This window comes from Paraburkholderia sp. Ac-20336, from assembly GCF_017105025.1.
Classification (GTDB): domain Bacteria; phylum Pseudomonadota; class Gammaproteobacteria; order Burkholderiales; family Burkholderiaceae; genus Paraburkholderia.
On the sequence record NZ_JAAGPS010000002.1, the window covers coordinates 176,890 to 192,262 of the forward strand.

The following is a 15,373-nucleotide window of genomic DNA, read 5'->3' on the forward strand; positions in this document are numbered from 1 at the left end:
CTCCAGCCCATATCAACTAAAGTGTCTACGGGGAATTATCGTGGGGCTGTCGTTCAGGAAGTCAATCAAGGCTGGACCATTTCGATTTAATCTCTCGAGTTCTGGCGTTGGAGTATCCGTTGGAGTACCGGGATTTCGGGTGGGGACAGGCCCGCGCGGCAACTACATTTCGATGTCGGGTGGCGGGTTCACGTACCGCAAGTCCATGGGGACGATGCGCTCTCAAGAAACTCAAGTCCCAGCACCGATGCCGGCCTCCTCTGAGGAGACGGAGCCGCGACAAGGGCAGCGATTCATCCCGAGCGGTAGTGCCACCGTCGCGCCGCTCGAGGTTATTCAATCTGCAGACGTTCGGCAGCTCTCCGACACTGACTCCGCTGACCTAGTCGAGGAAATCAACGGCAAGCGCCGCAAGTTCGCTGTGTGGTATTGCCCGTTGGTCTTGCTCTGTATCCTATGGCTCAATGCCCTGCCCGCAGACGGGAATCCCAACCCTATCTTGATAGGCACATTGGCTGTTCTGTCGATTGTGGTGGCCGCCGGCAGCTACTGGCTGTACATGTGGGACGAGGCGCGCCGCAGTACGGTTCTCTTCTATGATTTCGACAGTAGCGCCGAGCAGACTTATGAGCGTGTTTTAGGTACCTTCTCCGCCTTGAGGGACTGTCGCGCTTCATGGCGCATTCTGGCGAGCGGGCAAGTTTTGGACGGTCGCTACAATGCTGGAGCGGGGAGAACATTGAAGCGCAAAACCGCAGCGCTTGGCACCGGCGGCGTGAAACACGTCAAATGCAACATCGACGTCCCTTGCTTGAATGCTGGCCGCAATCTGTTTTACTTCTATCCAGACCGTGTCTTCGTCGTTAGTGGAAGACATGTGGCCGTGTGTACCTACGGTTCTCTCAAAATCGACACCCGACTGACTCGTTTCATTGAAGAAGAGCGTGTTCCGTCCGACTCCCAGGTTGTCGGGCACACTTGGCGCTTCGTCAATAAAAACGGGACCCCAGACCGGCGTTTCAATAACAACCGACAGATTCCAATCGCCCAATACGAGGAACTAAAACTGTCTTCTGCACAGGGTATACAGGAGTGCTTCCAGTTCTCAAGAGCCGGCGCTGCAGAGGCCTTCGTCGGCTCATTGATTCAACTCGGCCAATACGGAGCGAATACCGAGCGAAAACAAGCATCTGAGGCGCCGCGTGAACGGCGCGTTGGGCGACGCAGCACCGCCTTGTAGACGACATCGAAGAGGCGTACGGGGAGACATGAATGGGGCTTGAACGGTTTGACAAGATTCGAGACTACAGAATATTCAAAGATTTTTCGTGGCCTCGTGACCAGGAAGGTTTCGGACGCTACAACCTCCTGTACGGTTGGAATGGAAGCGGTAAAACCACGCTATCCAATTTGTTCAAGGCGCTTCAGGCCCATTCAGATGTACGAGATGGGCAAATAGACTTCATCATCGGGGGAAATCGGGTTTCCGGAAGTACATTGTCCACCTCCAATGCACTGCCTCAGGTTCGCGTGTTCAACCACGCGACCGTCGCCAGCAGCGTCTTCGAAAGTTCTGGGGGGGCCAGTTCCCAGTTGGCGCCTGTTTACGTGTTCGGGGAAGACAGCGCGGAAAAGCAGGGGCAACTCGACGCGCTGAAGGCCAAATTTCCGGAGCTTGCCAAACATGTACAGGAGGCCGGCGAGCAAGAACGGCGAGCGTCTAAGTCTCTCGAAGAATTTGCTGCGGCCACAGCCCGAACGATTAAGAATCTCCTTGTGGCACCGGGCGGCAAGTTCAACAACTACAACGCAGCTGATTTTCGCCGAGACATTGGTGCATATGACCTAGAGCCCAAATCGCGCCTTTCGGATGCGGAATACGCGAGGGACGTCGAACGCAAGGAGGCCAAGCCGTTGCCTCACTTGCGAGTCCCTGACATTAGCTTTCCGGATGTCACAAATCTCTACGCGAACGTGCAGACGGCACTTCAACAGACCGTCGCCTCGCAGGTCATCGACGGCCTTGCGTCGAATCCATCATTGGCGACTTGGATTCGGACAGGCTTGGCGCTCCATACGCATGATGGCGACTCAGCCATCTGCCAATTTTGCGAACAACCGCTGGCTCCAAGCCGTTTGCGCCAGCTTGAAGCTCACTTCAACGATGAGTTCCGTCGCTTCACTGAGTCACTGAAGACACTGACGGTACGGGTTGAGGGTACCACCCAATCGATGTCAATGTCGGGAATGCCCAAAGCGATGGAGTTGTACCCAGAGCTTCAGGAAGAGTATGCGCGAGCGTTAGGCCAACTGGATTTAAATCTGCGTAACGTTGAAACGACGCTCACCGCCCTTGCCTCGGCACTTCGCATTAAGCAAGAGCGCGTTTTCGAGGCGCTTGACCTTCAGGATATGATTCTCGGCGGCGATGGAGTGCCAGAAGCGACCAGGTCAATTATGCGGCGATTCTTCGAGATACTTGCCACAAGCGTTCCCGCATCTGTCAGTGAATTCGTCGGAAAGTCCGCCCTTCAGACGCTGAAAGGCATTGTCGAGAAGCACAACGAGAAGACAAGCTCGTTTGCCGACGAGGTTATCAAGGCCCGAGAACGACTGCTCGCAAACGAACTCGGTAGGGTTCTTGCTGACTGGCAGCAAAAGCAGTCAGACGTGGAGCAAGCGAAGTCGAAAACCACTGAGGCCAGCGGCGAGAAGAGAAAGGCAGATGAAGAAGCTCGACGGTTGGAATCAGACATCCTGGAACATCGGTTGCCGGCAGAGGAGCTCAATCGTGACCTTGTGACATACCTTGGGCACGACGAAATTCAAGTCTCCGTCGAGGAAACTGGCTACCGCATCGTGCGGCACGGCAGCGCGGCTATGCACCTGAGCGAAGGGGAGCGTACAGCTATCGCATTCCTCTATTTCCTGAAGTCACTTGACGACCGGTCCTTTGACCTCGCCAATGGTATCGTCGTAATAGACGACCCAATCTCAAGCCTCGATTCCAATGCAATATATAGCGCCTTCGGGTTTATGAAGCGGAAGCTTGTCGGCGCAGGTCAGCTCTTTGTGCTGACGCACAACTTCACGTTTCTCCGGCTCGTCAAGAATTGGTTCCAGCATATACCCAAAAAGGACTCCCCAAAATTTTTCATGCTACGCGCTACTACTAAAGATGGGGTACGTAGCTCTTCGATTTACGAGATGGACCCGCTGCTGAAGAATTATGAATCGGAATATCACTACCTTTTCCGGCGAGTGTTCGATGCAAGTTCCCTTCCGGACAACGTGCCGATGCAGGATTATTACGAATTGCCGAATCTCGCAAGGCGATTGGTGGAATCATTTCTCGCATTCAAGATTCCAGGCCGCGAATCTATGTTCCAACGCCTGGAGGAACTCAAATACGACGGGCCGAAGACGACACGAATTTCGCGTTTCCTGGATACTTACTCTCATGCCCCCGGTGTCACTGGAGACCACGAGAGCGAGTCGTTGCTTTCGGAGGCACCGTCCGTTTTGCGCGACGTCTTGGATATGTTGGAATGGGCCGACAAACGTCATTTCGAGCGAATGAAGGCCATGTGCACGTGAGTGACGCCGAGTGTGTTCGCGCGAGCGTCACTATCGTCTCCGATTCCTGCGTTTCGACGCCTTCGCCGCTTTGGCTCTGTTTCGTTTGGTCTTTTCCTCTCGCTCCCGTCGACGTTTTTCTGCGTCGACTCGGGTGTCGACTCTTGTGACGAAGGCCGGATACTCGGCCGTCTTCATCCGCTTCAGCTCTCCGTCGCCCGACAGAATCCCAAGCTCACGTCGATAACGCTCGGCCTCTTCCTGCGCCGCCTCATCGAGGTGCTCACAGGCGTAGACAAAAAGGTCTTCTGACGCGCCACGGTAATCTTTATTTGGATGGTCGAGCGCTATACCGATGAAAATCGAACCGTCGGGAAACCGCAGTTTCGCGCATTTGCAATATGCATGCAATACGGCAATTCGATGCCTCCGGTACTCTTCATACGTTTCTGCTGGCTCCTTTGGCACAGTTATAAAAACGTAGACCAGCGTCGGGTCCTGCTCAGTCGTGAAAAGTCTCGCGGCCACGCCTTTTTTCCGAGTCGCGGTCTTCAGAAGGCCACGCAACGCATCGATAAGAATACGCCGCCGAAATCGCGATTCGCCTGCAATCAGTCGAAGTGCCTTCTCTGTTTCACTGTTGTCCTGTTCGTAGTCTGGTGCGACTAACTCGGCGTCGCCAAGGTGGATGAAATTCTCCACCATATGGTCCCAAGCGTAGCTTGGCTCGTCCAGCCGCTTCTTCGCTTTATATTCTGGTTTTGCGAGCAAACCTTCAAAGTAGCTCTCGTCGAACATAACGACATCGTAGGCCTCTTGCTGAGCATCGCGCGGCAAGAAACTTCTACTCAACTCATCGCCGTTGGTCAGATATGCCGCCAAGAGCTGTTCCTCGCCCGCCGCGCATATGGTTTTATCTGGTTCCGCAAGAAAGGCTTCCCGAGCACCGAGATACGAAATGAAATCCGACACGGTATCCATTTCGCGAAGGACGAATTCGAGAGAGAACTCGTCGAGGACATGCACAAATGCTTTGCCAGGCGAAACTAATCCGACGGTGAACGGGTTGTCACCGTGTGCTGCGCCGGTAACGTCCGTTCTGATTTGCAGAGTTCCCAGACTTCCGGGGAAATGTTCTGCACACGCTTCGAAGCTGCCTCGGGTGACTGCCACAAGGTGATAGCGTGCGTCTTCTGCTCGGGGGATGAGAACTGGCAATCGCCGCTCGCAAGCGCTATCTAGAAAGACCCTGTCCGGAAACCGCTTCGCCCAGTTCATTGCACCATGCAACTGTTTGGCTGATTCTTCAACGGCTCGTTTGTACCAGCGTTTCCATGCGACCTCAAGCGGCTTGTCGCGTTGAAACACCACGTGCTTATCAGAGAAGATGACGACGTCGTTGCCAAATACGACCAGAACGTCCGCGAATTCTTTCGCGCTACCGCGGCCGTCGCGCATGTCTTGGTCTGTATGCAGGTTCGCGAACGACCACAGACTGAGAAACGAGCGTCGGCAAAGCCGCATGAGCAGTCGCTCTGAGTCATTCACGCCGTTGGCATCTGAAATATCAAACATGCCCTTAAAAGCTACCTCGCTTATCTTGGGCTGCATAGGGGCGTCGGTGCCATCCGCGCTCGCTGCAGGCATACTCATTGATTCAACTGCATCATCTGGGTCCGGCAAACTCGTCTCCTCGTTCTCGGTGAAGCTTTACGCCATATCGTTGCATCTTAGCTAGGCAGTATCTGCAAAAAGTGCATTTACTCGAGCGGCAACCCGGGTTACCCCGACTACGTGCACTCGCGACCAACGAAGCCGCTGTGCGTGAGCTGGGAGATGCTGTCGCAGGCGGAAGCGCGTTCAGAACATTGGGCTCGAGCAGAGGCGAGAGTCTCTGGCCAGCGAAAGCAGCAGAAGTCGCGCACCCTTCTGTTGCGGAGACTAAAAAAAGCGAGGGCCACTTCAATGAGGTAGCCATCGTTCTCTCGGTTGTGACGTCAATTAGGCGCCGTCAATGTGAGCTATCGGGGCACATCCACTGATAAATGTCTCAGTGGATACTTCCCAAAATCTCAGGTTCTGGCTCCCGCTGCAACTAGCCCATCTGTCACCAGCACCGATGCTCACTCCGAGATAGCGATACTCTGGCCCGTGGTCTTGTTGCTCAACCGAGTGCCACAGCGCACGAGCCGCTGGCCGCGTTGCCATAAAATCAGGGTGTCCCTGTCTCCTTGAGTCACCGGCGTGACACGCGTATAGTCCGACAGGAAGGCATAGCTTGCGTCAGCCGCGACGGCGCCAAGCCAGTACGACTCACATCGCGGCTTCTCTGGTGCAGGCGAAGGTGGCTCGGTAACTTGCGCCAACGAGTGGCTCGACCACAGACTGAGCATCGTTAACAGACCAACAAACCGCGCGATTGTCTTCATTGCTGCGCTCCCTGGGTGTCTGCAGCCGAAGATGCCGCATCGGTCGATTCGGCTGCCTCGGGCGACGACCCAGCCGTGCCTTGCGGCTTGTCTGCCACGTACTCTTTCCCGTTGAAATGCGCGACCACAGTTCCGTCAACGGGCACCACCACACCCTGGTTATTTTTGTGCGTCCCGGTCACGCTCAGCACCAGCGGATACCACGCGCTCTTGCTGTCACGGGTGAAGCGCACCGCGATACTGTACGACTCACACAGTTCCTTCTGGCTCTGACATGTGCCCGAGTTGGTGTTGTCGTAGGCCGTCTGAAACTGCCCCATCTTTCGCAGACCACTTTTTGGTTCAATGCTGTAAATGGAGACCCCGCGCACGACTTCGCCCATGCCCATCCAGCCATCCTCGAAGACCAGCCCTGCGCGTTTTCTACCCAATTCGACCAATGCAACCGTAGAAAAGTTGTATTTGCCGAACCCACCCATGGTGCCAAGGTCCTGAACCGGTTGGGCTGCCGTTTCGACGCCCGACTTGTCCACATTAGTCATGAGGGACGAGACGACAACCGGGCAGGCGTGGCACTCATAGGCCATCTGGTTCATGGAAACGGGCGCTGACTGCAGCAGATAGAGCACCTTTTTCGAGGAAAGGACTATGCGCAATGCGACCTTTGTCGCAAAGTATCCGTTGTCGGAGGAAGGCAAGGCTTCGCCTGTTGGCAGGCGGAAGGAGCCAGCCGCACGTAGTGCGGTTCCTTGGGTGGTGTCTGGAGACTGCATCTCCGGAATGCTCGAAAGGAAGGCATACGGGCCGAGCGTAGTCGCCTCAACAGGAGTAGAAGCCGCTGGCGGCAGGTCCGCTGTAGGCGTCGATGCAGAGACAACTGCCGTGGCGTCCTGAGGAGTGGACGATTTTTGACTAACCAGAAAAATCGCAAGCACCACCGCGGCAATAATTGCTACGCTTGTAAGCGCTGCGACAAAGTTGCCATCGCTGTTCCCAGACGGCTGGCTTGGTGAACGGCCAGCCGGCGGTTGGTCCGGCTCAACAAGCGGCTCAGAAGGGAGGGTAGACGGAGTATCCGCCTGAATTGGGCTTCCCATCTGAGGCGTGCTGTACGCCGGACGCGCGACGCTCGAGGCTTCAGCAACGGACTCTGGACACCCATGCAGAAGCAGGAAGTCTTTAATTCGGGAATCCGAGTACCCCTGTTCACGCAGTTCCTCGGCCCATTCGGTCATACTATCGGCAAAGATAGCGTCTGGGGCGACCCTTCTGCTGCCAGAGGCACCATGGGTTGAACTGCCGGATAACGCGGAGTAGGCCTGCGCGAGCTCACTGAATTGTCCGTAGGCATCGGACGAGCTGTTGGCTGCGTTTGCGGAATGAAACGTCAGCGCAGCTTCCCGATACGCCTGCCTGATTTCAGCCGCGGATGCGCCATCGCGCACCCCCAGCACTCTGTAGTAGTTCACCGCCATGCCAATCCCCGAGCCGAATCTGGTCTTTGCAGCTTGATGGCTGCTCTTTCGTGTGGCGACAGTTTACAGGGAACCGCAATATTCGATTGGATTTCGTTAAGCGTGGTTCTGACGCCATTTCTGGCGTAAATCAATGATGAATCCGGGGAGCGGCTCTCGAGTTCGGCTTTTCGAGAGCGCAGGTCAAGTCAATAGACCAAAGCACACTGCATTAGATAAAAAACGATAGCACTCCAAGACCTAAAGCCGACGTCAAAGTAAAACGCATTTACGCAATCGTTTTCACCAGTTCGTCATGAAATACACCTACGTTGCCGGTCGTTTTCCCGCCTACCCTCCTTGAACTCCAAGCGGAGATAAGCTTACTATATCGACTGCCAATCAGGGATGGCGATGAAAGACAGCAACCGTGAACTTGTGGGTATTCGCGTGTCGCGTGCGCAGTGGAGTGTTATGTCGGCCCTGCGCCGCACTCCGGATAAACCATGCGAGTGGCATCCGCTCCTCGTTGCCCCTGTCATATTCCGCGATTCGCGCGACTGATGCCAATACTTGCGGCGCGTGCGGCCACAGACCAATAACGTAGTACCGGGGAAGGCGCAGAGGGAAACCTCACGCCGTGATGCGATGGGCACCGAAATAGACGAGTACAACCAGAAGGCGCAGGAGCTTCGCAAACAGGGGCGGCTGGACGAGGCTGTTCTTGCGGCCAGAAAAGCCACAGACATTGACCCTGAAAACGCGAATGCCTGGTGGCAACTGGCGTTGACGCTTGAGCAGCAGAACCAGCTAACAGCCGCCCTCCGCGCATTCGAAAAGGTGACGACGCTTGCGCCACGATTTGCCGCCGGCTGGTGCGAGATGGGCGTTGCACAAAAGAAACTCGCTCGCATCGATAAGGCCATCGCCTGCTATGAAGCGGCGCTCAAGGTGGACCCAGAGCATGAACGCAGCCTGAAGCTGCTGGAAACGGCACTTGGAGAGCGGGAAGGTCGGGGGGACGACCGGCGACGGGTGGAGGTGCTGCGTGCGCTCCAGCAAACAGGCTCGCTGACCCGCGAAAACCAGTTCAGACTGCCTTACCTACTGGCAGAGCAATGTGAGCATCGTGAGGCCGCGCGAGGGTATGAGGCTTTCACGAGGCAGTATGCCACCTCGGGCGCCTACTACAACCTGGGGCTCGCGTATGAAAAGCTGGGAAGGCGCGTGGACGCCATCGACGTGTACCGCACGGCTGCGCGATTGGACGCCTCCGATACGAAAATCGAAGCGCACATTAGGAACCTGACACCCAGTCTGATTTCACTGCGCAGGGCCATTGCGGTCAGACCGGAATCTGTGCTCAGGCAGGAAGACTGGTACCAGCACTATATCAACCCGTTTGCCCTGCTGAACGTGGACGACCCGTCCGAGCTTCGGGACAACCCGAGGGAGCTTCAGAAAGCCCGACAAGCGCTCCTGCGCGAAATCGAACTGGAGGACGGCAAACTCGACTGGATGCCCGGACTCACGCTTGACAAGTCTACCGCGCTCTCCCGCTTGGAGCCGCTCAACAACGAGACGCAGTGGGATGCGCACGAAACCGTTTTTTACAACCCGCTCCTGTGCAACTTCCTCATGCGGGGAAATCTGGAGCATTTCCTTGCCCCGGAGGACCCATCGGCTCAGTTGACGCTGGCATATGAAATCGAGTCCGCCGTGCTTGAGGTCATCGGTCCGAGCTTTGCACGCCAATACGACGGTGTGCTGGCCAAAGCCATTGAGCAGGGCGACCTGGAGGTAATCGAATGTCTCGCGGACGGCCGCCGCTGGGTGCTGCCCGAGCAGGAGGAGCGCTGCTTCGAGAGCGCGCGTCGTGCTGTAAGCCGTCTGCAGGAGCCGTTGGTCAAACTGGCCGAAGAGTCCAGTCAGCGTACCGTCGGTCTGGGCGAGGTTCAACAGGTGCTGGCGAAAGGAAGCCTCGGCCGCATCATGGCGTGGCTTCCGGCAGAGCTTCACGAGGAGCATGCGGCGTACTACGGTCTGCTTAGGGACCTGTCGGTCAGCCTGCATAACAAGGCAGGCGACACCGAAGCGGCCGTCGCTGTCCTCAAACTGGGCACGGTATCGGCCGCGAAGTCGGCCGCACTCACCCATCAACTGGGCGAAGACGAAAAAGCGCTCAACGAACAACTCACCCAAGCGAAAAAGAACGAGGTCTACCTGACTGTTGGCGGCAAGCCTTTTCATATTACCCGGGCCGGTGTCACACGCGACAAGGAGCAGATGGCAGTCGGCGACATGGTTGGGGTGCGCTGGGGCCTTGTCTTTACCAGCAACACTAGCCCACGTATGGCGAACTACCACATGAGCTTCATCGATACGTCTGCGCACAGTATCGATGTCACTTGGACGGCGAAGCACGACGAAAGGCAGCAGCAATACTGGAATTCGCTGGTAAACGCGACCATCCAGTACCTGATGGATGACATCGTCGCAAATTTCAAGAGGCGGCTTCAAGTCGGCGCCGCGACGTGGGTTGGCGGCGTCGAAGTCGTCACGGCCGGGGTCCACTACCCGGTCAAAAGCTGGCTCACCAACAAGCGCGTTTTCTGCAGCTGGAAAAATCTGGCTTCCCGATTTGTAAATGGCGACCTCGTGCTGAGCGATGTCACCAACCGCAGGACAGCAGCAATCATGCCACTCCACTCGACGGACAACGCCATCCTCCTCCATCTCCTTGCCGAACATAAAGAAGACTAAGCCATGAGTACCCCAGCCCCTGTCGACGTACCGAAATCCATTCTGAATACGTTGAACCACCTCTATGAAATCGAGCGAAAGCTGGCATTGCACGGAGACCCGGCCAACATCCAGCGTAACGTCGAGCGTATCAAGGACTCTTACGCGGACCAGAATCTCTTTTACGAAGACCCGATGGGACAGCCGTTCAGCGAGACCCGCACCGACCTTGAGGCCAGCATCTCAGGCGATGCCGCCGAGAATCTGGTGGTGACGGAGGTCGTCAAGCCGGTCATTCGCTTCGGCACCCGGGAATACTCGCGTGTGGTCCAGAAAGGCATTGTGGTCGTGACGGCGCAGCGTCAAGGGGAATCGCAATGAGCAACGCCATCAATTTCGGTATCGACCTGGGAACGTGCAATTCCCTCATCGCGAAGTTCGACAAAGGACAGGTCGAAGTCTTCAAGAACCCCAGCGGCTTTAAGGAAACGCTGCCGTCGGTCGTCGGATTCCGCAATAACCGCATTCTCGTCGGTGAGCAAGCCAAGACCTACGTCCAGCGCGACGCTAAAAGCGTCGCGAGCCGATTCAAGCGCAAGATGGGCACCACGGAAAGTCTCCCAATCAAGGCGCTCAATGCATCCAAGACTCCGGTCGAGCTCTCAGCCTACGTACTGAAGGAGCTGAAGACCTTCGTTCATACGGGCGAAGAACTGGATTCGGCCGTCGTCACCATCCCTGCCTCCTTCGATACGCTGCAGAGCAACGCCACCCGAGAAGCCGGGCTGCTGGCAGGCTTCAAGAACGTCGTGCTGTTGCAGGAGCCCATCGCGGCGAGTCTCGCTTATGCGAACAAAGAGAAGAATGTTGACCTCAGGAATAGCCAGTGGCTCGTCTATGACCTTGGCGGCGGAACCTTTGATGCGGCGCTCGTACGCATCATCGAGGGTGAGCTGACCGTCATGGACCACGAGGGCGACAACTATCTCGGCGGGACCGATTTTGATGCCTTGTTGGTCGAGAAAATTGTTGTTCCGGAACTCAACCGTCGCGGCAAGTTCGATAACCTGCTCGCGGAAATGAAGAGTCAGAGCGGCCGCTACAACCAGCTCTGGTACGTTCTGCTCAACCTTGCTGAGGATGCGAAAGTCGAACTGTCTGCCAAAACGTCCGCGGAAATCGACCTTGGTGCCATCAACGTCGAGGACGACGATGGCAACGCTATCGACACCCTGATTACGGTCACGCGCAGTGATTTCGAGGCCATTATCAAAGACCTCGTCGACAGCACCATCGAGATGGTGCGAAGAATCCTCACACGTAATTCGTTGCAGCCGTCCGACCTGAAGTTCGTCCTGATGGTGGGCGGGTCAACCTACATCCCGTACGTGCGTAAGCGTGTTGAGGAGGTGCTGGGCATCGGTGTCAACACCAGCATCGACCCGACTAACGCCATTGCCGTGGGCGCGGCCTATTTTGCAGGCACGAAGCAAAAAGAGGTGATGCAGGCGAAACAGCCCGGCTCGTTGGCCTCCTCGCTGCGAATCCGGACGGCGTACAACAAGACGTCGCAGGAACGGGAGGAATCGTTCATGGCAAGGGTCGAAGGCGATACGGACGGTATGCACTATCGCATCGTTTCCGACGATGGGGCGTTCGACAGTGGCTTGAAGGCCTTGGGCACGCGCATTCTGGAGGACCTGCCCCTTCGGGAAGGGGCTTACAACATCTTCGCGTTCAAGGTGTTTGATAGCCAAGGCGCCGCTGTACCCACTGACGTGGAGGCTATCCAGATAGCCCAAGGGCGCTACAGCATTGCCGGTCAGATGTTACCCGACGACCTCTGTCTCGTCATCGACGACCTGGTTGCAAAGGACACGCGCCTCGAGACGCTCTTTAGCAAGAACGTAGTGCTGCCGGCCCAGACCAGGCTCACGAAAGAAGTTGCTCGCACGGTGGTGAAGGGTTCGGACGATGGCCTGCGCATCATCGTGGTCGAGGGTCCTTCCGAGCGCCATTCCTCCACCAACAAGGCGCTGGGGACTCTCGTCATTACGGGCAAGGAACTCACGCGCGACCTGCACAAGGGTACGGAGGTGGACCTGAAAATATCGATGTCAGAGTCGCGAGACATAACCGTCCACGCCTACCTGACGGCCACGGACCAGGAGTTCTCGCAGATATTCAAGTCCCAGAATCGTAACGTCCAGACTTCCGTCCTCGCCGCGGAAACGCTGATGCTTGAAACGAAGATTCAGGCGGAAATCGAGGATGCCAGTGTCAACGGGCAGCGCGACGCCGCAGCACAACTCGGGAAAGTACTCGCTGGCGTGCAGAGCCTCATGGGACAGGTCGCTGCACTGACGGACGACGACGTCACTGACAGCAAATTCCAACTGGACGACAGAAAACGCAAGCTGGCCCAGGAACTCCACGAGTTGACGTCTGGCAAGCGCATTGAGCTTGCCCGCAAAGAGTACCAGGATGCGAAATCGGAATGCGGGCAACTGGTCAGTGAGTCGGGCAACGACCGCGAGCGCAGTCGATTCAAGGAAATCGTCGGTCGCGAACCGGGCTTTATCAACTCGAGCAACGTCGAGAAGATTCAGGCCGAGACGGCGCACTTACTGAGCATCCAATATTCCATACTGATGCGCACCCCGGACTTTCTCAAGGGGCTGTTCAGCCATCTGAACGACAAGCGGCACTCGATGAACGACCAGATTCAGGCGACGCAACTCGCGGAAAGTGGCAAGCGAGCAATTGAACGTGAAGACTGGGACAACCTGAGGCAGATTGTGGGCAGACTCTGGGACTTGCTGCCCGCCGAGGTGCAGGCCGAAGAGGGACGTATGTTCACCGGCTTGGTTTAATCCCTCCCCCATTATCGCTGCGAGGATTGAGAAAAACGACGGCCACCTCAATGAAGTGGCCGTCGTTCTTTCGGCTGTGATGTCAATTACCTCTCAACGTCCGCCACTGTTAGCTCGCCCCCCACCTCTGCTCTCGGAATATCCGGCTGCTCCGCGGCCTCCTAGCGACTCATGGAGAGAACGCGCTGTATTGCCTTGCACATTTCCTCGCTACCTTTGTTGCTCTGCGTGAGGACAAACGATACGTCCTTGTTGGGCGCAATGCAGTTGAGGGTGATTTTCTTATTCATAAGCCCACTGATGTCCGCCGACTTGATTTGGACCCACGGTACATCGTAAATCTCGCCGAACTGCAGGCTGACATGTACGCCTCTACGCGACACTGCAACACCGGCATCTCCGCTTCCAAACAGTGTATCGTCGAAATAGAAGATGACCTCCTCGCTTCGCAGCTGATGACGGTACTTCGCTACGAATTTCTCGATTTTCTTCGTCGGAATCTGGGGGAAAACATAGAACTTCTTGTCCGGGTCCGAGGCGAAGCTTTTAGCCGCATCCTCTGCGCGGAACGCGTAGCCCACAGTGCCTGCTTCTTCCGACGTCGCCACTTGGGGCGACGGCATTTCCGGCGACTGAGGCAATGAGGCGGGAACTGCTGCTGGCGAAACATTTGACGACCTAAGCTTGTGTTCAAGCAGCGCGTTAATCTCGGTCAGGGATGAGTCCCCTGCCAACCCAAGAAACTCGCTTTGTGCCGCCAATTTCTCTGTTGAATCGATAGCACCAGATGAGCACTCGTTGCGCAAAATCTGCTGCTTCTGAAGCTTCAGGTTGACGAGGGAAAATGAATCACAGATTCGCTGCAACGCGCCATCGGGGTCACCGAACTTCTGGAGCCACACATCGTACGGGCGTGGATTGTAGGGATAGAACTCAATAGCTTTCACCAAAGCATTCTGGAGCGCGGCACCATCGAGACCAATCTTCTCGATGTTGGCAATCATCTTTTCAGACTTGTCTCGCTTCTCTCGATTCTCGAAAACCTCGATGTGCACGCCATTGGCTTGGGCGGCAAGTGCAATCTCAACGAGATGGACATCAGCGGCGAGTTCAAAGACAAGGGCTACGACACCACGACGATAGTGGTCAGACCGAACGTAGTTTTGCTTAAATTCCTCGAATTCGCTCTCCTGCAAGGCGTTGGCTGCGGCATTGAACGCGCTATGAAGCAGTCCTGATGCCATATTGAGCGCCCCAGCCTTCGCAGCTCCACTGAGGGCTCCACTCAGGCCAAAGCCACCACCGCTCCACCGCGACCGTCCGTCCTTGCGCTCGTCGCGATACTGCCGGTCACCCGCAACGGCAGCACGTCTTTCGAGGTAGGCACCGAAAAGCGCGTCGTAGCTCTCTTCCGCCCAGGTGGACGAACTGACCAGATGTTCGAACACTTCCTCCTTCGAATACTCGAAGACGGCGTGCTCCGTGCCCAGACGATATATGCAGGTATCCAAAACCGGAGACAGCCTGTCGTACAGGGTTTCGAGGACGTTCTCGGAAAAATTGTCGATGTCGTCGAATTGTCCTATCTGACGCTCAACGCTCTGCCTAATCCCTTCGGCTCCGTTTAGGTACACGGACCGGATTTGTGAGTAAGCAAGAAATGCCTCATTACCTTGGAAATCAGGGTACGCGTGATGAGTCGATAGCGTCTGCATAGCGGATTATTTTCAGATTGGTGCCCAAAAGGACGTGTCGTTGGTCGCTCTGGACGCTCTCGCCTGGCTCGTGGTGTGCGTAATGCAGTCGAACCGGGAGAGCGGAGCTTGCGATAAGCTTAACGACCCACCAACTCAGAAACTTGAGGGTTTTGGCGAAAAATTCGCAAAATACGAACGCCGTGAGCGATTATTCGCCGCAATCTGACATAATGGTCACGCTCTGGTAAACGTGGAGCACATGGAACGTGTACACGCGGGCACGGATTTTGTTGGGCGATAAGTGACCGGCGGTGGTGATGGGAGGAGTTCGTCAGGAAAGTTCCGTATGAATCGTCGGGCTCGGCTGTGCGGGAGACAATCCGTGGCTGCCCTCAAATGCAACGCGATGGGGCGTACCCGCTAGTTTAAGTGGGAGGCTGTGTCCGGTGTTTCAGGGGGCCGCTCCAGCTAAGAACCTTATGTGGACGCCTCCCGGATTGCAAGCTGGTTTGCATTTCTGGTCTACAGGTAAAGGCAGCACGCTTATGTCCGGCCCGTTGATGCAGGCCGGTCGACCTGCTGGCCCATATGGAATTCGCTGA

At 56.2% G+C, this 15,373-nt stretch carries 9 protein-coding genes; 5 read left to right on the forward strand and 4 right to left on the reverse strand.

Annotation, left to right across the window (positions count from 1 at the left end; translation table 11 throughout):
* The first annotated feature begins 40 nt into the window (after positions 1 to 40).
* Complete coding sequence (locus tag GXB81_RS02595; RefSeq protein WP_205988287.1) at positions 41 to 1,240, forward strand: DUF4236 domain-containing protein; 1,200 nt, start codon at positions 41 to 43, stop codon at positions 1,238 to 1,240.
* Positions 1,241 to 1,272: 32 nt separating this feature from the next.
* Positions 1,273 to 3,597, forward strand: coding sequence for an AAA family ATPase (locus GXB81_RS02600; RefSeq protein WP_205988288.1), 2,325 nt, complete (start codon positions 1,273 to 1,275; stop codon positions 3,595 to 3,597).
* 30 nt (positions 3,598 to 3,627) lie between these two features.
* On the opposite strand, the gene GXB81_RS02605 is transcribed toward GXB81_RS02600, so the two are convergent.
* The 3 genes from GXB81_RS02605 to GXB81_RS02615 all read right to left on the reverse strand — a co-directional run bounded on the left by GXB81_RS02605 (position 3,628) and on the right by GXB81_RS02615 (position 7,480).
* Positions 3,628 to 5,259, reverse strand: coding sequence for a hypothetical protein (locus GXB81_RS02605; RefSeq protein ID WP_205988289.1), 1,632 nt, complete (start codon positions 5,257 to 5,259; stop codon positions 3,628 to 3,630).
* Between the two features lie 440 nt (positions 5,260 to 5,699).
* Complete coding sequence (locus tag GXB81_RS02610) at positions 5,700 to 6,005, reverse strand: hypothetical protein (protein ID WP_205988290.1); 306 nt, start codon at positions 6,003 to 6,005, stop codon at positions 5,700 to 5,702.
* Positions 6,002 to 7,480 carry a J domain-containing protein gene (locus GXB81_RS02615; RefSeq protein ID WP_205988291.1) on the reverse strand — a complete coding sequence of 493 codons (1,479 nt, stop codon included), beginning with the start codon at positions 7,478 to 7,480 and terminating at the stop codon, positions 6,002 to 6,004. Before GXB81_RS02615 ends, GXB81_RS02610 begins: the two co-directional genes overlap by 4 nt.
* A 627-nt stretch (positions 7,481 to 8,107) precedes the next feature.
* Between GXB81_RS02615 and GXB81_RS02620 the strand changes: the two genes are divergently transcribed.
* From GXB81_RS02620 to GXB81_RS02630, 3 genes are read left to right on the forward strand one after another with little or no spacing between them, the layout of a single operon-like run.
* Positions 8,108 to 10,222 (forward strand): tetratricopeptide repeat protein, encoded by a 2,115-nt coding sequence (locus GXB81_RS02620; protein WP_205988292.1) that lies wholly within the window; start codon positions 8,108 to 8,110, stop codon positions 10,220 to 10,222.
* Between the two features lie 3 nt (positions 10,223 to 10,225).
* Positions 10,226 to 10,582: a hypothetical protein gene (locus GXB81_RS02625; protein ID WP_205988293.1), complete on the forward strand. Its 357-nt coding sequence runs from the start codon at positions 10,226 to 10,228 to the stop codon at positions 10,580 to 10,582.
* A complete protein-coding gene (locus GXB81_RS02630; protein WP_205988294.1) occupies positions 10,579 to 13,074 on the forward strand; it encodes an Hsp70 family protein in 2,496 nt (831 codons plus the stop codon). The genes GXB81_RS02625 and GXB81_RS02630 overlap by 4 nt, the downstream gene beginning before the upstream one ends.
* Before the next feature lie 161 nt (positions 13,075 to 13,235).
* Here GXB81_RS02630 and GXB81_RS02635 read toward each other — a convergent pair whose 3' ends face one another.
* Positions 13,236 to 14,789 carry a hypothetical protein gene (locus GXB81_RS02635; protein ID WP_205988295.1) on the reverse strand — a complete coding sequence of 518 codons (1,554 nt, stop codon included), beginning with the start codon at positions 14,787 to 14,789 and terminating at the stop codon, positions 13,236 to 13,238.
* Between the last annotated feature and the right edge of the window lie 584 nt (positions 14,790 to 15,373).